15 protein-coding genes, 2 tRNA genes and 3 pseudogenes are annotated in these 17,748 nt (G+C 74.5%); 12 read left to right on the top strand and 8 right to left on the bottom strand.

What is annotated here, in order from left to right; genetic code table 11:
• Positions 1–187 precede the first annotated feature (187 nt).
• The 3 genes from AB0C76_RS25530 to AB0C76_RS25520 all read left to right on the top strand — a co-directional run bounded on the left by AB0C76_RS25530 (position 188) and on the right by AB0C76_RS25520 (position 1,599).
• Positions 188–721 (top strand): ribonuclease domain-containing protein, encoded by a 534-nt coding sequence (locus tag AB0C76_RS25530; protein WP_359969755.1) that lies wholly within the window; start codon positions 188–190, stop codon positions 719–721.
• 66 nt (positions 722–787) lie between these two features.
• Positions 788–1,267 carry a hypothetical protein gene (locus AB0C76_RS25525; RefSeq protein ID WP_359969752.1) on the top strand — a complete coding sequence of 160 codons (480 nt, stop codon included), beginning with the start codon at positions 788–790 and terminating at the stop codon, positions 1,265–1,267.
• Positions 1,267–1,599, top strand: coding sequence for a transcriptional regulator (locus tag AB0C76_RS25520; protein WP_359969749.1), 333 nt, complete (start codon positions 1,267–1,269; stop codon positions 1,597–1,599). The genes AB0C76_RS25525 and AB0C76_RS25520 overlap by 1 nt, the downstream gene beginning before the upstream one ends.
• Before the next feature lie 5 nt (positions 1,600–1,604).
• Here AB0C76_RS25520 and AB0C76_RS25515 read toward each other — a convergent pair whose 3' ends face one another.
• On the bottom strand, positions 1,605–2,618 hold the full coding sequence (locus tag AB0C76_RS25515) for a hypothetical protein (protein WP_359969746.1): 1,014 nt from the start codon (positions 2,616–2,618) through the stop codon (positions 1,605–1,607).
• A gap of 107 nt (positions 2,619–2,725) precedes the next feature.
• On the opposite strand from AB0C76_RS25515, the gene AB0C76_RS25510 reads away from it, so the two are divergent.
• Positions 2,726–3,922 carry an ADP-ribosylglycohydrolase family protein gene (locus AB0C76_RS25510; protein ID WP_359969743.1) on the top strand — a complete coding sequence of 399 codons (1,197 nt, stop codon included), beginning with the start codon at positions 2,726–2,728 and terminating at the stop codon, positions 3,920–3,922.
• Here AB0C76_RS25510 and AB0C76_RS25505 read toward each other — a convergent pair.
• Positions 3,912–4,658, bottom strand: coding sequence for a GNAT family protein (locus AB0C76_RS25505; protein ID WP_359969740.1), 747 nt, complete (start codon positions 4,656–4,658; stop codon positions 3,912–3,914). The two genes, AB0C76_RS25510 and AB0C76_RS25505, sit on opposite strands and share 11 nt — an antisense overlap.
• Before the next feature lie 668 nt (positions 4,659–5,326).
• On the opposite strand from AB0C76_RS25505, the gene AB0C76_RS25500 reads away from it, so the two are divergent.
• From AB0C76_RS25500 to AB0C76_RS25480, 5 genes are all read left to right on the top strand, one after another.
• Complete coding sequence (locus AB0C76_RS25500) at positions 5,327–6,271, top strand: PAC2 family protein (RefSeq protein WP_359969737.1); 945 nt, start codon at positions 5,327–5,329, stop codon at positions 6,269–6,271.
• A gap of 105 nt (positions 6,272–6,376) precedes the next feature.
• Positions 6,377–7,381, top strand: coding sequence for an SGNH/GDSL hydrolase family protein (locus AB0C76_RS25495; protein WP_359969734.1), 1,005 nt, complete (start codon positions 6,377–6,379; stop codon positions 7,379–7,381).
• A 125-nt stretch (positions 7,382–7,506) separates the two neighbouring features.
• Positions 7,507–8,820 (top strand): deoxyguanosinetriphosphate triphosphohydrolase, encoded by a 1,314-nt coding sequence (locus AB0C76_RS25490; protein WP_359969732.1) that lies wholly within the window; start codon positions 7,507–7,509, stop codon positions 8,818–8,820.
• 73 nt (positions 8,821–8,893) lie between these two features.
• Positions 8,894–10,795 carry a DNA primase gene (gene dnaG / locus AB0C76_RS25485; RefSeq protein WP_359969729.1) on the top strand — a complete coding sequence of 634 codons (1,902 nt, stop codon included), beginning with the start codon at positions 8,894–8,896 and terminating at the stop codon, positions 10,793–10,795.
• 140 nt (positions 10,796–10,935) lie between these two features.
• Positions 10,936–12,117 (top strand): RNA polymerase sigma factor, encoded by a 1,182-nt coding sequence (locus AB0C76_RS25480; RefSeq protein WP_359969726.1) that lies wholly within the window; start codon positions 10,936–10,938, stop codon positions 12,115–12,117.
• Positions 12,118–12,126: 9 nt separating this feature from the next.
• On the opposite strand, the gene AB0C76_RS25475 is transcribed toward AB0C76_RS25480, so the two are convergent.
• Positions 12,127–13,203, bottom strand: a complete 1,077-nt coding sequence (locus AB0C76_RS25475; protein WP_359969723.1) for a DUF2690 domain-containing protein — start codon at positions 13,201–13,203, stop codon at positions 12,127–12,129.
• A 428-nt stretch (positions 13,204–13,631) separates the two neighbouring features.
• Positions 13,632–13,976: pseudogene (locus tag AB0C76_RS25470) on the bottom strand (glutamate decarboxylase); the annotation flags it as partial.
• Between the two features lies 1 nt (position 13,977).
• On the opposite strand from AB0C76_RS25470, the pseudogene AB0C76_RS25465 reads away from it, so the two are divergent.
• Positions 13,978–14,169, top strand: a pseudogene (locus AB0C76_RS25465) (pyridoxal-dependent decarboxylase); the annotation flags it as partial.
• Here the strand turns inward: AB0C76_RS25465 and AB0C76_RS25460 are convergent.
• From AB0C76_RS25460 to AB0C76_RS25450, 3 genes and pseudogenes are all read right to left on the bottom strand, one after another.
• Positions 14,168–14,452: pseudogene (locus tag AB0C76_RS25460) on the bottom strand (glutamate decarboxylase); the annotation flags it as partial. The pseudogenes AB0C76_RS25465 and AB0C76_RS25460 overlap by 2 nt on opposite strands.
• A 105-nt stretch (positions 14,453–14,557) precedes the next feature.
• Positions 14,558–15,991 carry an FGGY family carbohydrate kinase gene (locus tag AB0C76_RS25455; protein ID WP_359969720.1) on the bottom strand — a complete coding sequence of 478 codons (1,434 nt, stop codon included), beginning with the start codon at positions 15,989–15,991 and terminating at the stop codon, positions 14,558–14,560.
• Between the two features lie 107 nt (positions 15,992–16,098).
• Positions 16,099–16,392 (bottom strand): hypothetical protein, encoded by a 294-nt coding sequence (locus tag AB0C76_RS25450; protein WP_359969717.1) that lies wholly within the window; start codon positions 16,390–16,392, stop codon positions 16,099–16,101.
• Positions 16,393–16,634: 242 nt separating this feature from the next.
• Between AB0C76_RS25450 and AB0C76_RS25445 the strand changes: the two genes are divergently transcribed.
• Both AB0C76_RS25445 and AB0C76_RS25440 read left to right on the top strand, forming a co-directional pair.
• Positions 16,635–16,707, top strand: a tRNA-Asn gene (locus AB0C76_RS25445).
• A 61-nt stretch (positions 16,708–16,768) separates the two neighbouring features.
• Positions 16,769–16,841, top strand: a tRNA-Asn gene (locus AB0C76_RS25440).
• Positions 16,842–16,963: 122 nt separating this feature from the next.
• On the opposite strand, the gene AB0C76_RS25435 is transcribed toward AB0C76_RS25440, so the two are convergent.
• On the bottom strand, positions 16,964–17,710 hold the full coding sequence (locus AB0C76_RS25435; protein WP_359969714.1) for a trypsin-like serine protease: 747 nt from the start codon (positions 17,708–17,710) through the stop codon (positions 16,964–16,966).
• Between the last annotated feature and the right edge of the window lie 38 nt (positions 17,711–17,748).

Here is a 17,748-nt window from a genome sequence, read left to right as displayed (position 1 = left end):
GCGTGGTCGACTGACCGCTCTCCCTCCCGCCGGGAGGGCGTGCACCGGAGCTCGGCGCAGGAGAACCGGCGTACGTAACACGGCCGGGCGGGGACGGACAACGGCGTCCGTCCCCGCCCGGCCGTACGTGTGTGTGGCGGCGGCCGCCCACCCGTGGCCCACCCCCGGTCCTGGCAAGCTGGTGCGCATGACCAGACGCAAAAGCCCGCTCGTAGTCGTGGCCGTCCTGATCCTGGCCGTCCTCGGCGCGGCCGGGTACCTGCTCGCCGGCAAGGGCGGCGGCAGCCACTCCAAGGCCTCCGGCTCCTCCACCACGGCCGCCCAGTCCGCCGCGAACTCCGCGGGCTCCCCGGGCGCCAGGTCCCAGGCCCCGAAGCCGTCCCCGCCCGCCGGCCGCACCCCCGCCCCGAGCGGCACCTGGGTGCCCGCCGACCCCGCGCTGGCCGACGTCTGCCGCACCAAGCTCCCCAGTCAGGCCCAGGACACCCTCGGCCTGATCGACAAGGGCGGCCCCTACCCGTACAACCGCGACGGCATCGTCTTCGAGAACCGCGAGAGCCGCCTGCCGAAGAAGTCCGACGGCTACTACCACGAGTTCACCGTGGTCACCCCGGGCTCCAACGACCGCGGCACCCGACGCGTCGTCACCGGCGGGGCCGGCGAGCAGTACTGGTCCCCCGACCACTACGCGACCTTCCAGGAGATCGACCCGCGCTGCTGAAAGTACTTTCCAGTTCGGAAAGTAGATGCCATAGTGGAATCACCGTCGCCGTCCGAGGGGGATTCCATGAGCGACTCCGTTTCCGTGCCCGCCGACCTGCCCGCCGCCGAGGCGCTGCGCCTGGCCGACCGCGCCAGGGCGGCCGCCCGGCAGCCGGTCCCGCTGCCGAACTGGTACGGGCCGGCGTTCGCGGCCGGCTTCACTGCCTACGGGACGGTGGTCGGCTACGCCATCGACACGCAGCGGATCTGGTTGGTCGGCGTGTTCAGCGGCGCCTGGAGCCTGCTCTCCGGCCTCGCCGCCCGGGCCGCCATGCGCGGCAGCGGCATCATGCCGAAGGGTATGGCGCCCGGCACCGGGGGCGCCGTCGTCCTGGCCGTCCTCGCGGTGACGCTGGTCGGGCTGGCCGCGGCGGCGCTCACGTGGGTGGCGGCCGGCGGGCCGCAGTGGATCTGTACGGTCGCCGGTCTGGCCGCCGGCGTGGCCTTCTGGGTGTCGAACCAGGGCGTCAACCGCCGGATCCGGCGGCTGCGGGAGGCCGGCTGATGGCCCCCGTGCTGATCCCGCTGCTCCAGCACCCCACCCGGCTCGCCGTGCTCGCCTTCCTGGGCGCCTGCCAGGAGGCCGAGTTCGGTGCCGTCCGCGACCACTGCGAGGTCTCCGACTCCGTCCTGAGCAAGGCCGCGAGCGCACTCGAAGAGGCCGGCTACGTAGCCGTGAAGAAGGGGTACGTCGGCAAGCGCCCCCGCACCTGGCTCTCCGCCACCCGCGCCGGCCGCGCCGCCCTCGCCGCCCACCTCGCCGAACTCCAGCGCCTCGTGGCCGCGGCCGAGCTCGCCGGTGCGCGGCACACTTCCTCGGGTCCGCAAGGGAATTGACGCCCTCAACGCGCCCGCCGCCAGGTGATCCTGGCGTGCGGGCCGTGGGGGCCGGTGGTCAGCAGGGCGGTCAGTTCGTGGAGGACCGGGGTCGGGTCGCGGCGCAGCTGGGCCGGGGTGGTGCGGACGACCGGGAGCCCCGAGGCGGTGAGGCGGTTGGCCCGGACCAGGCTGCGCTCGTGGTCGGCCGGGCGCAGGTGCCAGGCCCGGGAGTCGATCTCCAGCGCCACGCACGCGTGCGGCCAGTAGGCGTCGGGCACGGCGAGGAAGCGGCCGTCCAGGAACAGCACCGGGTTCCACAGCGGCTCCGACAGGCCCGAGCTCCGCAGGAGGTCGCGCGCCTCGCCCTCGACCACCGACCGCACCCCGGACGTCAGGTCCTCGACCGCCTGGGCGACCTGCGGCAGCCCGAGCGCACCCGGCCGGGCCAGCAAGTGGTCCAGCAGTTCCCCGAGTTCGCAGTGCCGCCGCTGGACGGCTTCCGCGCACAGCGCCCGGAAGCGCCGTAGTCCCGGCTCGCGCGGGGCGAGGTCCGCCAGTGCCCGCGCGACGGTGGTGCTCCACAGGCCGTCGTCCCGCTCGTACCCGCCCGGCATCGGCCCGGCCGCCCGGTGGATCCGGACGAACTCGCGGTCGCAGACCCGGCGTTGCCCCGGGATCAGCACGTCGACGCCGATGAGGTCGGCCGGGTGCCCGGCGCTCGGCAGACCCGCCTCCGCGAGCACCGCGAACCCGGTCAGCAGCACCTCCCCGGGCTGCGGCGACCGCCCCTTCGGCGCCGCGTACGCCAGCGCGGCGCGCAGCCGTTGATGCGCGGTCAGGCGCCCGGTCTGCAGGCAGATCACCCGGGGCAGCACCTGCTGCCACGGCCCGCCCGGCCGCAGCCGGTGGGCGATCGTGCCGGACGGCACCCCGAGGTGGCGCAGCTGCGCCCGGGTGACGACGTGCTGATGGTCGGCGCCGAGCAGGCCGACGGGGTCGAGGGAGTCGACCGGGTTGAGGGGAATGGCGCGGGTCATGCCCCGGTGCTTCCCGCCGGGATCGGATGTATGCGAAACATCGCCCGTGGGAGGGGCCCGGCAAAACAGGTTGACGCGGCCTCGGCCGGCCGCTGAGCTGGGGGCATATGACGACTCCCCATCGAGGCCCCGCGTTCGACGCACTCGTCGGCCTCTCCGTGGCCGATGCCTTCGGCGCCCAGTTCTTCGTACCCGAGGTCGCCGCCGCGCACCTCGCCACCCGCACCACCCCGCCCGCGCCGTGGCCGTGGACCGACGACACCGAGATGGCCTGCTCGGTGTACGCCGCCCACACCGAACGCGGCACCGTCGACACCTTCGACCTGACCTATGCCTTCGCCCTCCGCCACGACTTCGACCGCGGCTACGGCCCGGCCGCCAACCGGATGCTCCGGCTGATCCGCGAGGGCGGGGACGCCGCCGCGCTGGCCGCCGAAGTCTTCGACGGCCAGGGCTCGTACGGCAACGGTGCCGCGATGCGGGTCGCTCCGCTCGGTGCCGCCCTGGCCGGGGAGCCGGACGAGTGCGTCCGGCTGGCCGCGCGGACGGCGGTGATCACGCACACCCACCCGCAGGCCGTCGACGGTGCCATCGCCGTGGCGGTGGCCGCCGCGTACGCGGTGCGGGCACGGAGCGAGCCGCTGACGCCGGACGGGCTGCTGGAGAACGTCCTGCGCCGCACCCCGTACGGCGCCGTCCGCCGCGGGCTCGCCGAGGCCGTCCGCCTGCTCGCGGAGCCGGACTTCCGGGTCGCCGCGAGGGCGCTCGGCAACGGCAGCCGCACGTCCGCCGCCGACACCGTCCCGTACGCGCTGTGGTGCGCCGCCCGCCGGCTCGGCGACTATCCGGCGGCCGTGTGGGAGGCGGTCGCGGCCGGTGGCGACATGGACACCGTCGCCGCGATCACCGGGGGAGTGGTCGCCGCGCACACCGGCACCGCCGGCATCCCGGAGGCCTGGCGGTCCGCCCGCGAGCCGCTGCCCGCCTGGGCCTTCCCGGAGCCGGGGTCCGTCACGGCCGGGCGCGGCCGTGACGACATGCTCGTGCCGCGGCCGCTGCCCGTCCCCGACGTGGTGTGGAGCGACGAGCAGTGGCAGCGCGCACGGGCCGTCCACAGCCACGAGGGCGCGCTCCGGATCTGCGACGCCGGGAGCGGCCACCCGCTGTGGGAGGTGGCGGTCACGCGCGTCCGCGGCGGCTGGCGCCCGGTCTCGGCGGTCGTCGAGGCCGGCCGGGGCCCGGTGGACCCGGCCGCCCTCGCCCGGGTCCTGGAGTCCGCCGGCGGAGGGCGGCTCAGGCCGTGACGCTCAGGCCGTAGCTCAGATGGCCGGAGCCGCTGCCGCCGTGTCTAAGGCACTCCTGGTTGATCTCCGGATCCGGGGCGCTCGGCGACGTGGCGTTGGCGATCCGCAGCTCGATGATGTCCCGGACGGCCGGCCATTCGGCGTCCAGGATCGAGTAGAACGCGGTGGACCTGACCACCCCGTCCAGGCCGCGCGAGTGCGCCCGGCGGACGCCCTCGGAGGTCGCGCCCAGCCGTTCGATCGCCGTGCGCGAGCGCAGGTTGCGGGCGTCGGCGCGCAGCGAGATCCGCTGCACCCCCCAGGTCTCGAAGGCGTGGCGCAGCATCAGCAGCTTGGCCTCGGTGTTGATGCCGGTGCCCTGGGCCCGGGGCGAGAGCCAGGTGTTGCCGATCTCCGCGGCGTCCGGCACGGCGGTGGCCGGGTCGCCGTGCGGCACCCCCGGGACCGGCGGCCACACCAGCGGGCCCTGCCAGTAGTCGAGTTCCAGGAAGCGGGTGGAGCCGACCACCCTGCCGTCGGCGGCGTTCACCGTCGCGAACGGCAGCGACCGGCCCGCGGCCTGGTCCGCGAGGGCGCGCGCGACGTAGTCGCGGGCCGCTTCGAGGCCGTGTGGGACGGGGGTGAAGGCGTAGGTCGTACGGTCCTCGGCGCCGGCCTCGGCGATGGCCTCGGCGTGGTGCGCGGCGAGGGGCTCCAGCCGCACGGTGCGGCCGGTGAGGGTGACAGGTACGGGCACGGAACCTTCTGTCCTTCATCGGTCGTAGGGGGCATCTCGCGCCGGGGTGCGGCACGGGCTGCGGTGGACTGGTTCGCCCCGGCCCGGTGTCCGACCACCGGGTACCCCGGCGCGCGCCGGAGGTCCGGTCGGGCGGGGCGGGGGCGGCGGTCCGGAGCGGACGGCGCGGGTGCCGGAACGGACACGGGTCCACGGACCGGTCCGGCGGGATGAGCGAGGGGACAGTGTGCGTCCGCGAGATGGCCGAGGAGGAACGAGAGCGCGAAAGGAAGCGGGCGGCCAGATGAAGGCAAGATGCGTCGTGGGTTCTGCCGGCACCGATCCGGGACGTGATCGACGGCGTTACGGACGACGTGATGACGACGCGACGATGCGAGGCAGCGAGAGGACGATACCCGCCAGAAGGCGGTGCGTCACTTCGCGGCACACGAATGGGGGCTCGGGTCGTCGCGGCGTGCTCCCGATCTTGCTGCCGGGACCCCTTGGCGACCCCCCTGACCAGCGGCTTTTCGATCGGGTGCGATCATGGTGCGCGGCGGTCGGCCACGGCCCGCGGCGACGTCGTCCGGGCGGGCGGGAATTCCGGCGGGGTGCCGCACGCTGGAGACGACGAGAAGGGCGAACAGCCGGGTCCGCCGGTACGAGCAGAGAACGGGGTTGGGTGCGCGGTGCGTGATTTCCAGGCGCTGTACGAGCTGGATCAGCAGGGCGTGGCCGCCGTGGCCGCGGCGAACGCCGAGCTGAGCGACACCGGTGCGGGCCTCGTGCTGCTCCACCACTTCGAGGGCTTCATGGACGCCGGCGAGGCCGGCGGGCAGGTGGTGGACCACCTGCTGGAGTCGGGGTCGCCGCAGGTCGTCGCCCGCTTCGACCACGACCGCCTGGTGGACTACCGCGCCCGCCGCCCGTCGATGGTCTTCGACCGCGACCACTGGACGTCGTACGACCCGCCGGAGATCCTGCTCCAGCTCGTGCGCGACGCGGCCGGCGCGCCGTTCCTGCTGCTCAGCGGCCCCGAGCCGGACGTCGAGTGGGAGCGCTTCGCGGGGGCCGTCCGCGAGCTGGTGGAGCGCTTCGAGGTCCGGCTGAGCCTGGACTTCCACGGCATCCCGATGGGCGTGCCGCACACCCGCCCGGTCGGCCTGACGCCGCACGGCAACCGGCTCGACCTGGCCGCCGACCACCCGCAGTGGTTCGAGCGGGCGCAGGTCCCCGGCAGCGCGCAGGCGCTGCTGGAGTACCGGCTCGCCGAGTCCGGCCACGACGTCCTGGGTTTCGCCGTGCACGTGCCGCACTACGTGGCGCGCTCGGCCTACCCGGCCGCCTCCGTGCTGATCCTGGAGGCCGTGCAGTCGGCCACCGGCCTGGTGCTCCCGGGCACGGGGCTGCGCCGCCGGGTCGACGAGGTCCACGCCGACATCGAGGAGCAGTTGTCCCAGGGGGACGGCGAGTTGCGGTCCGCGATCCGTGGCATGGAGGGCCAGTACGACGCCGTGGCGGGCGCGGACGGCCGGGAGAGCCTGCTGGCGGAGCCGGTCGACCTGCCCTCGGCGGACGAGCTGGGCCGCCGCTTCGAGCAGTTCCTGGCCGAGCACGAGCGCGGCGCGGAATAGCCGACCGGGAGTCATCCGGCGCCCGCCGTTCGTTGGCCCCTGCGGTGCCCGGGGGACGGGCCGCCGCACGGAGACGACTCCTGCCCCCGGGGGGATGCCATGCCGATGACCACACGCCCGGCCGCCGCCGTGACGGCCGCCGGGCTGGCCGCCGTGCTGCTCGCGGCCTGCAGCTCCGGGAGCGGGTCGGACGGAGCGTCCGGGAAGGGCTTCGCGGGCGCGCAGCCCGCTCACGCCCCGGCGACCCCCACGGCCACGCAGACACCCACGCCGACGCCGACTCCGCTCCCCGCCGGGCCCTACGTGGCGCTCGGCGACTCGTACACCGCCGGCATCAGGATCGCCCCGCAGGTCGGCGACCCGAAGGGCTGTGACCGCTCCGGGGCCAACTACCCGTCCCTGGTGGCGAAGGCGCTCGGGCTGGCACCCGGCCAGTTCCAGGACGTCAGCTGCAGCGGCGCCCGCACCGGTGACCTCACCAGCCCCCAGCAGACCGACGGCGGCGCCAACCCGCCCCAGCTGGACGCGCTCACCCCGGCCACCCGCCTGGTCACCGTCGGCATCGGCGGCAACGACGCGGGCTTCATGGAGGTCCTCACCCAGTGCGCCAAGGACAACCTGGTGGACGCGATGAAGGGCCTCGTCGGCAACGGGCGCGCCGCCTCGCCCTGCCGCGACCGCTACGCCGGCGGCGGCACCGACGAGGTGCAGCGCAGGGTCGACGCGGCCGGTGACCGGCTCGGCCAGGCCCTGCGGGAGATCAGGCACCGCTCCCCGCAGGCCCGGGTGTACGTGGTCGGCTACCCGGCCCTGCTGCCGGCCGACCCGGCGAGCTGCGTGCCGGTGCTCGGCAGCACCGTCGCCCCCGCCGACCTCGGCTTCCTGGTCGAGAAGGAGCAGCAGCTCAACGGCATGCTCCGCAAGCGCGCGGAGAGCGCCGGCGCGGTCTTCGTGGACGCCGCCACCCCCTCCGCGGGGCACGACATGTGCGCCGGAGGGGCCCGCTGGGTCGAGCCGCCGTTCCCGGCCCCGGGCCTCGCGGCGATCCACCCGAACGCCAAGGGCCAGGAGGCGGTGGCCGCCGTCGTCCTCAAGGCCGTCAAGGGCTGAAGGGGGCCGAGAGGTCTGAACGGCAGGGCACGGCGCGCGTACACGGAGGATTCACGCCCCGGTAGGCGCCCCGTCGCGCGCGGCACATCCCGCGTGTCGGAGGCGCGGCGTACGGTGAACCCCATATGGACGACACTGCGTACCGCCCCGCCGCCGCCCCCGACCCGTACGACCACGCCGCGGAGGCCCGCTGGGTCCCCGAACCCGACAAGCGTCCCGGTCGCACGGCCTTCCAGCGCGACCGCGCCCGGGTGCTGCACTCGGCCGCGCTGCGCCGCCTGGCCGGCACCACGCAGGTGGTCGCCCCGATGCGCAGCGACTTCCCCCGCACCCGGCTCACCCACTCCCTCGAATGCGCCCAGGTCGGCCGGGAGTTGGGCGCGGCCCTGGGCTGCGACCCGGACCTCGTCGAGACGGCCTGCCTGGCCCACGACATCGGCCACCCGCCCTTCGGTCACACCGGCGAGGAGGCCCTCGACCAGGCCGCCGAGGCCTGCGGCGGCTTCGAGGGCAACGCGCAGTCCCTGCGCATCCTCACCCGGCTCGAACCCAAGCGCTTCGCCCCGCAGGACGAGCAGCCCGCCGCCCGCCTCGCCCCCTGGCCGGGCCGCAGCGTCGGCCTCAACCTGACCCGCGCCGCCCTCGACGCCGCCACCAAGTACCCGTGGACCCACGGCGCCCACCCGGCCGACCCGGCCTCGCCCAAGTACGGCGTCTACGCCGACGACCTGCCGGTCTTCCGCTGGCTGCGGGCGGGCTCCCCGGCCGGGCGCAAGTGCTTCGAGGCCACCGTCATGGACTGGTCCGACGACGTCGCCTACTCCACCCACGACGTCGAGGACGGCCTCCAGGCCGGCCACATCGACCCGGCCGCACTGCGCGCCCCCGGCGAGCGCGAGGAGCTCTTCAAGGTCGCCGAGCGCTACGCCCGCGACGCCGAGCCCGCGGAGCTCGCCGCCGCGCTCGACCGGCTGCTCGCCCAGGAGTGGTGGCCGCGCTCCTACGACGGCACCGCGCGCGCCCGGGCCGGTCTCAAGGACCTCACCAGCCAGCTGATCGGCCGCTTCTGCCTGGCCGCCGAGCGGGCCACCCGGGCCCGCTACGGCCCCGGCCGACTGACCCGGTACGCGGCCGAGCTGGTGGTGCCGCGGGACGTCCGGCTGGAGTGCGCGGTGCTCAAGGCGGTCGCCGTCCGCTACGTGATGCAGCGCGACGAGCAGGCCCAGCTGCGGGCCCGCCAGCGGATCGTGATCGCCGAGCTGGCCTACGTGCTGACCGAGCGCGCGCCCGAGGGCCTCGACCCGGTCTTCGCAGCCCAGTACCACGAGGCCGAGGACGACCGGGCGGCCCTGCGGACGGTCATCGACCAGATCGCCACCCTGACCGACGCCTCGGCGCTGGCCCTCCACGCCAAACTCGTCGGCGCCGCCTGGACGTAGGCGGGGGCGGGGCGCGCGGGCCCGTGGGGAACGATCCGGCCGGAAACCCCGGCCACCCCAGTAGACTTCCGGGGTGGCCGGGCGGATCAGGGACGAAGACGTGCAGGCGGTGCGCAGCGCACTGCCGATCGACGCGGTGGTCGGCGACTACGTACAGCTGACCAACGGTGGCGGTGGCGAGTACAAGGGCGTCTGCCCCTTCCACGACGAGAAGTCCGCCTCCTTCTACGTGAACCCCGCCAAGGGCGTCTTCCACTGCTTCGGCTGCCAGGAGAACGGCGACACCATCGCCTTCCTGATGAAGATCGAGCACTTCACCTTCGCCGAGGCCGTCGAGCGGATGGCCGCCCAGGCCGGCATCACCCTGCGTTACGAGGAGGGCGGCTACAGCCCCCGTCACCAGCAGGGCGAGCGCACCCGCCTGGTCGAGGCGCACAAGGTGGCCGCCGCCTTCTACCAGGAACAGCTGGCCTCGCCGGAGGCGGAGATCGGCCGCCGCTTCCTGGCCGAGCGCGGCTTCGACGAGGAGTCCGCCAAGACCTTCGGCGTCGGCTACGCCCCGGCCGGCTGGGAGCACCTGGTCCGCTACCTGCGCGGCAAGGGCTTCTCGGACAAGGAGATCCTGCTCGGCGGCCTGGCCTCGCAGGGGCAGCGCGGCGGCCTGATCGACCGATTCCGGGGCAGGCTGGTCTGGCCGATCCGGGACATCGCGGGCGAGGTGGTGGGCTTCGGCGCCCGCCGTCTGCGCGAGGACGACAACGGCCCGAAGTACCTGAACACCCCCGAGACACCGATCTACAAGAAGTCCCACGTGCTGTACGGCATCGACCTGGCGAAGAAGGAGATCGCCAAGTCCGGCCGCGCGGTGGTGGTCGAGGGCTACACCGACGTGATGGCCTGCCACCTGGCGGGCGTCACCACGGCGGTGGCCACCTGCGGCACAGCCTTCGCCGAGGACCACATCAAGATCATCCGCCGGCTGCTGATGGACACCTCCCAGTACCGCGGCGAGACGGTCTTCACCTTCGACGGCGACGCGGCCGGCCAGAAGGCCGCGCTGCGCGCGTTCGAGGACGACCAGAAGTTCGCCGCCAAGACCTCCATCGCGGTCAGCCCGGGCGGCATGGACCCGTGCGAGCTGCGCCTGGCCAAGGGCGACGACGCGGTCCGCGAGCTGATCGACAACCCCGTCCCGCTGTTCGAGTTCGCACTGACCTCGGCGGTGGCCCGGCACCGGGTGGACACTCCGGAGGGGCGGTCGGCGGCGCTGGAGGAGGCGGCCCCGATCGTCGCCAAGATCAAGGACCGCTCGATCCAGCACGAGTACGCCGTCCGTCTGGCAGGCATGCTCGGCATCCTGGACGAGCCCTTCGTCGTCCGCCGGGTCTCCCAGCTGGCCCGCTGGGACCGCGAGCGCCAGCAGAACCCGCGCGGCGCCGCCCAGCGCCGCCCGGAGCCCGAGCAGGTCCGCCCGGCCCGGCCCGCCTTCGTGCTGAACCCGCGCGACCCGGCCCAGTTCGTGGAGCGCGAACTGCTCAAGCTGGCGCTCCAGCACCCGGACCTGGTCAGCCCGGCCTTCGACCACTACGGCGACGACGAGTTCCCGACCCCGCCCTACACGGCGGTGCGGCAGGCGATCGCCAAGGCCGGCGGCGCCGCGTACGGGGCGACCCTGCCCGACTTCACGAGCGCGGTGCGCGAGGCGGCCCCGGACGACCGGGTGCGCTCGCTGGTGACCGAGCTGACCGTGGAGCCGGTGCGCTCGCGCCGCAAGGCGGACGCCGTCTACGCGGGGGAATTCCTGGTCAAGCTGCGCCTGCTGGCCGTCGACCGGCGGATCGCCGAGGTCCGCGGCTACCTCCAGCGGCTCGGCCCGCGGGCCGACGCCGAGCAGCAGCACGCGGTGCAGACGGAGCTGTGGCAGCTCCAGCAGTACGGGCAGCAGCTGCGCAGCCGCGGCGCCGCGGCGCTCTGACGCGGGCGCGGGCGGCCCGCGGGGCGCGTCCAGAAAGTCGGCGCACGAGTCTCGGCCACGGAGCGTGGCGTACCGCACACTGGAGGGCGTCCCAGCACCGTACAGCGCGGGTCCGCCAGAGTCGCGCGCGCCCCGAGGGGATGCCCGTGGACCAAGGCCTTGCCGCGACGTCCAGTCCGACCGACAGACCGAATCCCCCCGCGCCGCCCGCCGGCCCGGTGCCGATCCCCTGCGAGGAGGCGGACCACGGCCGGGCCGGTGCCCCGCCCCCGGACGGTGCCCGGGTGCCCGCCCAGGGCCGGCCGGAGGGCCACCCCGAAGCCCCGGACGTCCCGGTGCCCGAGGCCGAGGCGGCGACGGAGGTCGATTCCGACGACGAGCCCGAGGACCGGAGCCGTCCCGACACGGGGGGCCCGGCCGCGGACCTGCTCCGCCAGTACCTCCGCGAGATCGGCCGGATCCGGCTGCTCAACGCCGCCGAGGAGGTGGAGCTGGCCCGCCGGATCGAGGCGGGCCTGTTCGCCGAGGAGCGCCTCCACCGCGAACCCCCGCCGCCCGACCCGCTGGCCGACGAGCTGGACTCCCTCGTGGTGCTGGGCCGGATCGCCAAGCGCCGCCTGATCGAGGCGAACCTGCGCCTCGTCGTGTCCGTCGCCAAGCGCTACGTCGGCCGCGGGCTGACCCTGCTGGACCTGGTCCAGGAGGGCAACCTCGGTCTGATCCGGGCGGTGGAGAAGTTCGACTACGCGCGCGGCTACAAGTTCTCCACCTACGCCACCTGGTGGATCCGGCAGGCGATGAGCCGGGCCCTGGCCGACCAGGCCCGGACGATCCGGGTGCCGGTGCACGTGGTCGAGCTGATCAACCGGGTGGTCCGGGTGCAGCGGGCGCTGCTCCAGGAGCGCGGCGTCGAGCCGGGCGCGGCCGACATCGCGACGGCGCTCGAACTGACGGAGGAGCGGGTGCGCGAGCTGCTCCGGTTGGCGCAGGAGCCGATCTCGCTGCACACCCCGGTGGGGGAGGAGGACGACGTCGCGCTCGGGGACCTGATCGAGGACGCCGACGCCGCCTCGCCCGCCGAGTCCGCGACCTTCCTCCTGCTGCGCCAGCACCTGGAGGCCGTGCTGGCCACCCTCGGCGAGCGCGAGCGCCAGGTGGTCCAGCTCCGCTACGGCCTGGACGACGGGCGGCCGCGCACGCTGGAGGAGATCGGCTCGGTGTTCGGGGTGACGCGCGAGCGGATCCGCCAGATCGAGTCGAAGACGCTGGTCAAGCTCCGTGAGCACGCCTTCGCCGCTCAGCTGCGCGGGTACCTCGACTGAGCGGCGCCGCTACGACACGGCCGTGGGACCGGCGGACGGGCTCGCGGTGGCGTCGGCCGTGGGACTCGCCGTGCCCCCGACCCCGGGGGGCGGCGAGGCGGGTCCGACCGGGATCGGGGTGGACGCCACCATGCCTGCCGGGTCGGACATCGGCGCGATGCACAGGTTGCCCTCGGGCTGGTGCCCGCAGACCTGGAAGGTGACGGTCGGGTCCGCCGCGCTGAGCATCAGGGAGTAGTTGTCGTAGCCGTAGTGGATCAGCGCCTGCTCGCTCTCACCGGTGCTGCTGGTGATGGTCGCGTAGTCCTGCGGCTGGCCTTCGTTGATCGCCGCCCACACGGCCTGGCACTTCTGGCTGTAGCGGAGGTAGATGACCACCTTGCCGATGACGTCGGACTGCAGCGTGCGGGCGTCCTTGCCGCAGCCGGTGTCCTTGGGGTTCTTGTGTGCGCAGCCCATGGCCTGGCAGGTGGGGTCGGAGGAGACGGGCTTGGCGGGCACGGTCGCGGGGGCGGAGACGGAGGCGGAGGCGGTGCCGGGCTCGGCGACGGGCGTCGACGGACCGTGGTGCCGGGTCGCCCGCAGGCCCACCAGCACCAGGACGACGGCCACCACGGCCGCGCAGGCCAGCAGCGGGGCGGGGCGCCGCCACCAGGTCGCGGCGGGTTCGGGCTCGCCGGCCGGGACGACCTCGGCCGGTCCGGTGGCGTCCTGGACGTCCGCGACCCGCGGAGCGTCCACCGGGGCCTCCACCGGGGCCTCCACCGGGGCGTCGGCGACGGCCCCGGTGGACGTGTCATCCGCACCGCTTTCCGTGCCGGAGGGCCCGGCCACGGCCTGCTGCCAGAGCGCCCGCAGGGCGGGCCCGTCGCACTCGACGGCCCCGATCAGGGCGTCCAGGGCCTGCTCGGTGATGACCCGCTTGCCGTTCAGCCAGCGCTCCCAGGAGGCCCGGCTGTAGTGGGTCCGGGTGGCCAGCTCGGACAGCGAGAGCCCGGCGGCGTCCTTGAGCGTGCGCAGTTCCTCGGCAAGGCTTCGAGCGGGCCCGGTCAGCTCCTCGGGCAGTTGCTTCCAGGCGGAACCCATGCGGCCCTTCCATGCATTCGAGACGGTGGATCGGGAGGATCGATCGGGGGGAGCTCCGGGGCGAGGGGAGCTCCGACCCCGGGCCGTTCGGGTGTCTCCGCTTCTCCAACCTCATCCTTCGGCCGTCCCAAACCCCAGGTCCTGGCGCTGAGACGGTCCGAAGTGTCTCACAACCCCCGGGGACGCTCGAACAATCGGGTCTCCGTCGTGCACAGTTCTCTAGCCGGTGCGGTTCGCCCACCGGACGCTTCGTTCGGACGCGGACCGTTCAGCGGTCGTCCGTCCGACACCCAGGTCCCGGTACCCCCACCGTCCGGGGCAGCCTCGCGGGGGGAGGCTGCCCCGGACGTACCGGGACGCACGACGGGGAGGGCGCTCCGGCGCCCTCCCCGTCGTGGCCGTTCACTGGGAGGTCCGGCGGGGACGGTTCAGTGGTGGAACCCCGTCCGGGCCGGCACCCCGAGCTCCTTCAGCGGGACGGGCTGGCGCCGCAGCTCGGGCACCAACCGGTCGAGGTCGGTCAGCGGCAGGTCGGCGAGGTCGCGGGAGAAGCCGTTGCGGCACACGACCCGCAGCACCGACAGGTCCTCCCGGTTCGCCGGGAACGTGTACGCGGGCACCTGCCAGCCGCGCTCGCGCAGGCGCCGGGACACGTCGAACACGTCGAAGGGGACGCCGTCGTCCGTGGTGACGGCGAACACCGGCAGCTCGTCGCCGCGGGTGAGCAGCCGGAAGCCGTCGAGCTCGCCGATCTTCCCGGACAGGTAGGTCGCCCCGCAGACCGCCGAACTGGAGCGGCGCTGCGTCTCGATCCTCGCCGACCTGTGGCACGCCCCCGACCCCGACGCCGCCGTCGGCTGCTCCACCACCGGCTCCAGCGAGGCCTGCATGCTGGCCGGCCTCGCGCTCAAGCGCCGCTGGATGCGCCGCAACGCCGAGCGCTACGCGGCCGGGGCCAGGCCCAATACTCGTCCTTGTCGATCATGTTCTTGTCCAGGCACTCGGTCATCACCCGGGTGGCCTGCACCTCCATCGAGGTGGTGACGAAGGTGGCCAGGTTGAGCCTGGCGTTGCCGTCCAGCATCAGCTCGTCGTGGATCGGCTGGCAGGCGGTGTCGGCCGGGACGGGGCCGTCGCCGAGGCGGTGCAGCGGCGGCGCCAGCTCCGTCGCGCCGAGCGGGTCGGCGGTGGCCACGAACGGACTGATGTTCAGCCGGCGGTCGTCGCCGGTCCCCTTGTGCAGCGCCATGGGTGCCCGTCGCCCTTCGCTCGGGCGGCGGTGTCCCGCCCCACGCTGCCACCGGTGGCGGGGTGACGCACCTTCATCGGGCGGATCCGCCGGGGGCCGGACGGCTCAAGCGGCCGTCTCCGGGTGGATCCGCTCGCGGGCGGCCCGGTACTGGCGCAGCACCGCGGAGCCGATCGCCAGGTCCTGCTCGCCCTCGGGCTCGACGGTCTCGGCCTCGGTCAGCTCCCACTCCGGCGGCTCGGGCGTGCCGGCCAGCGCCCAGGCGGCCTGCCGGGCGGCCCCGCGGGCGGCGTGGGCGCCCGGCGGGGGGATCACGACGGGGACGCCGAACACCAGCGGGGCCACGTGCCGGACGGCCGGCAGCCGCCCGGCCGTGCCCAGCAGGAACACCCGCTTGATCCCCACGCCCTGGGCGCGCAGGACGTCCAGGGCGTCCGCGACGTTGCAGAGCATGCCCTCGACGGCGGCCCGGGCCAGGTGCTGCGGGGCCATCGACTCGGCCCGCAGACCGGTCAGGGTGCCGGCCGCGTGCGGCAGGGCGGGCGTCCGCTCGCCGTCCAGGTAGGGCAGCAGGACGAGGCCGTACGCGCCGGGGGAGGAGTGCAGGGCGAGGTCGCTCAGGCCGTCGAGGTCCTGGCCGAGCACGGCGGCGGTGGAGCGGAGGACCTGGGCGGCGTTCAGGGTGGCGACCATCGGCAGGTGGTGGCCGGTGGCGTCGGCGAAGGAGGAGACCAGTCCGGTGGCGTCCACGACGGCCCGGTCGTGCACCGCGAAGATCGTCCCGGCGCTGCCCAGCGAGACCACCGCGTCGCCGGGGCGCAGGCCGAGGCCGAGCGCGGCGGCCATGTTGTCGCCGGTGCCGGCCGAGATCAGCAGGCCCTCGGGGGTGTGTCCGGCGGGCTCGGCGGGGCCGAGGACGTCGGGCAGCTTCAGCTCGTGGCCGAGCGCGAGCTTCACCAGGTCCTGCCGGTACTCGCCGGTGATCGGGGACCAGTAGCCGGTGCCGGAGGCGTCGCCCCGGTCGGTGGTGCGGCGCTTGGGGCTGCCGAGCAACTGGGAGACCAGCCAGTCGTGCGGCAGCAGCACCTCGGCCACCCGGCGGGCGTTGGCGGGCTCGAACTCGGCCAGCCAGCGCAGCTTGGCGATGGTGTACGTCGGCCCGGGGACGGCGCCGATCGCGGAGGTCCAGGCGGCCGGTCCGCCGAGGGCGTCGAGCAGCTTGGCGGCGGCTCCGCTGGAGCGCGGGTCGTGCCACAGGATCGCGGGCCGCACCAGCACGCCGCCCGCGTCGAGCCCGATCATGCCGTGCTGCTGCGCGCTGACGCCGATCGCTCGGACACCCTCCAGCAGGCCGCCGGCGGCCGCGTCGCCGAGGGAGTGCAGCCAGACCTGAGGGTCGACCTCGCCGGCGCGGGTCTCGGTGCCCTCGGGCACGGGATGGGGAGCCTTCCCGGAGCGCAGCACGGCACCGGTCTCGGCGTCGCACGCGACGATCCGGGTGCGACTGGTCGAGCTGTCTATCCCCGCGACGATGGCCATGTCGAGATCATGCCTCAGCCCGGCCCGGGGCGCGTCCGGACCGGGGAGGCCTTTGCCCGTTCGGTACCTGCCGACGAGGCCCCGGACACCCGGGCTTCACCGGGCTGTCACGGCCGGAAGGTACCCCAGCCGTCGTCCTCCGGGCGGGCCCGGTTGAAGTACGGCACCCGGTCGGTCACGGCGGCCGGCAGGTGGTCGCCGACCCGGTCCGCGACCGCGCCGGCGGCCTTCCCGGCCACCGCGCCGGCCTGCTGCCTGGCCCGGTCCGTCGCGCCCTGGACCTTGGGGCTCTGGGCGATCTGCCGGGTGACCTTGGCGATCTGCTCGTAGCGCTGGCGCCCGGCCCGGGAGCCAAGGACGTAGCCGGCCGCGAGTCCGACGGCCAACGACAGCTTCCACATGATCGGATTCCACCCTCTCCTGGCGGCCTTCTGCCGCATTGCCCTACCCGTCCGTCGGGACGGCGAACCGTCCGCGTCCCCAGCATCCCCGGGGGGTGCGTCCGGCGCGCGCGGGGCACGCCGCACGGGGCCCCGGGGCGGCGGGGGAAAGCGATTGGCGGACCACCCCCCCGAGTGCGCTAATGTATGTCCCGCAGCGAACGCCGAGGAGCCCGGGGAACCGGGGCCGGAGCGGAAGCCGATCCCCCATAGCTCAATTGGCAGAGCAGCCGACTGTTAATCGGCAGGTTATTGGTTCGAGTCCAATTGGGGGAGCTCGGGAAGCGGTCCCTCGGGGTCCGTTTTCCCTCCGTGGTACGGCAGTTGTGTACCGCGATCCCGCATAGCTCAATTGGCAGAGCAGCCGGCTGTTAACCGGCAGGTTTTTGGTTCGAGTCCAAATGCGGGAGCTGCGCCGGGTGCGCCCGGTGACTGCTCAGAGCGAAGGCCCCTCGGACGACCGGGGGGCCTTCGTGTTTCCCGTCCCCGTGTCGTCTCCGTCACACCCGCCACACCCGTCCCGCCCGGGCCGTCAGGCGGTCGCCTGCCGGTACAGGTCGGAGACCCGGCCGTCGAAGGTGATGCTGTACGAGGTGCCGGGGGTGTTCCCGCCCTCCTCGTAGCCGCCGATGACGCCGACGACCGTCCCGCCGGGGGTGACCCACGGGCTGCCGCTGGTGCCGTCGGTGTAGCCGCCGCAGTCGAAGCGCTCCTGGGTCGGGCTCTGCGAGCGGGTCCGGACCGAGCAGGTGATCGGCTCGTCGCGCTCGTTGGGGTAGCCGGTGACCGACACGTCCAGCCCGAAGCCCTGGCCGGTGGCGAGCCGGTTGCCGCCGACGGCGTCCTCGACCTCCCGGCCGTCGACCGGGCGGACGGTGATGAATGCCACGTCGTACTCGGGATCGTGGTCGTCCGCCCAGTGGGGGTCGACGGTGATCGACTGCACCGGCCAACTCCCGTACGGGGAGTATCCGTTGCGGTAGCCGGGGGTGAACACCAGGCCGTCCAGCAGGCCGACCCTGCGGTTCTGCACGCAGTGCGCGGCGGTCACCAGCAGGTTGTGCCCGGGGCTCTGCACGACGCTGGCCGTGCAGGCCCGTGGGCCCTGCGGGGTGCGGACCGAGAGGGTGCCGATGCGGTCGCGGGCCGCGCTCTGCTGCGCGACCTCGGCGGTGGGCGCCTCGTCCGTCCCGGCGCAGGCGGTGCCGGCGGCGAGCAGCAGGGCCGTCAGCGCGGCCGTCCGTGCGGCGCGCGCGGGCCGTGCCGGGCGGGGGGCCATCGGGGCTCCGTCTCGTTTCCTCGGGGCGGGTGCGGGTC

This window comes from Kitasatospora sp. NPDC048722 (genome assembly GCF_040650235.1).
In the GTDB taxonomy this organism is placed as follows: Bacteria; Actinomycetota; Actinomycetes; order Streptomycetales; family Streptomycetaceae; genus Kitasatospora.
The sequence above is the reverse complement of the archived record's forward strand: the minus strand, read 5'-3'. Positions and strand labels throughout refer to the sequence as shown.

Bases quoted from the DNA above. Each gene is read 5' to 3' on its own strand.
- AB0C76_RS25435 (WP_359969714.1), bottom strand. From the start codon at position 17,710: ATGGCCCCCCGCCCGGCACGGCCCGCGCGCGCCGCACGGACGGCCGCG.
- AB0C76_RS25495 (WP_359969734.1), top strand. From the start codon at position 6,377: ATGACCACACGCCCGGCCGCCGCCGTGACGGCCGCCGGGCTGGCCGCC.
- AB0C76_RS25455 (WP_359969720.1), bottom strand. From the start codon at position 15,991: ATGGCCATCGTCGCGGGGATAGACAGCTCGACCAGTCGCACCCGGATC.
- AB0C76_RS25490 (WP_359969732.1), top strand. From the start codon at position 7,507: ATGGACGACACTGCGTACCGCCCCGCCGCCGCCCCCGACCCGTACGAC.
- AB0C76_RS25515 (WP_359969746.1), bottom strand. From the start codon at position 2,618: ATGACCCGCGCCATTCCCCTCAACCCGGTCGACTCCCTCGACCCCGTC.
- AB0C76_RS25525 (WP_359969752.1), top strand. From the start codon at position 788: ATGAGCGACTCCGTTTCCGTGCCCGCCGACCTGCCCGCCGCCGAGGCG.
- AB0C76_RS25450 (WP_359969717.1), bottom strand. From the start codon at position 16,392: ATGTGGAAGCTGTCGTTGGCCGTCGGACTCGCGGCCGGCTACGTCCTT.
- AB0C76_RS25480 (WP_359969726.1), top strand. From the start codon at position 10,936: ATGCCCGTGGACCAAGGCCTTGCCGCGACGTCCAGTCCGACCGACAGA.
- AB0C76_RS25520 (WP_359969749.1), top strand. From the start codon at position 1,267: ATGGCCCCCGTGCTGATCCCGCTGCTCCAGCACCCCACCCGGCTCGCC.
- AB0C76_RS25475 (WP_359969723.1), bottom strand. From the start codon at position 13,203: ATGGGTTCCGCCTGGAAGCAACTGCCCGAGGAGCTGACCGGGCCCGCT.
- AB0C76_RS25510 (WP_359969743.1), top strand. From the start codon at position 2,726: ATGACGACTCCCCATCGAGGCCCCGCGTTCGACGCACTCGTCGGCCTC.
- AB0C76_RS25530 (WP_359969755.1), top strand. From the start codon at position 188: ATGACCAGACGCAAAAGCCCGCTCGTAGTCGTGGCCGTCCTGATCCTG.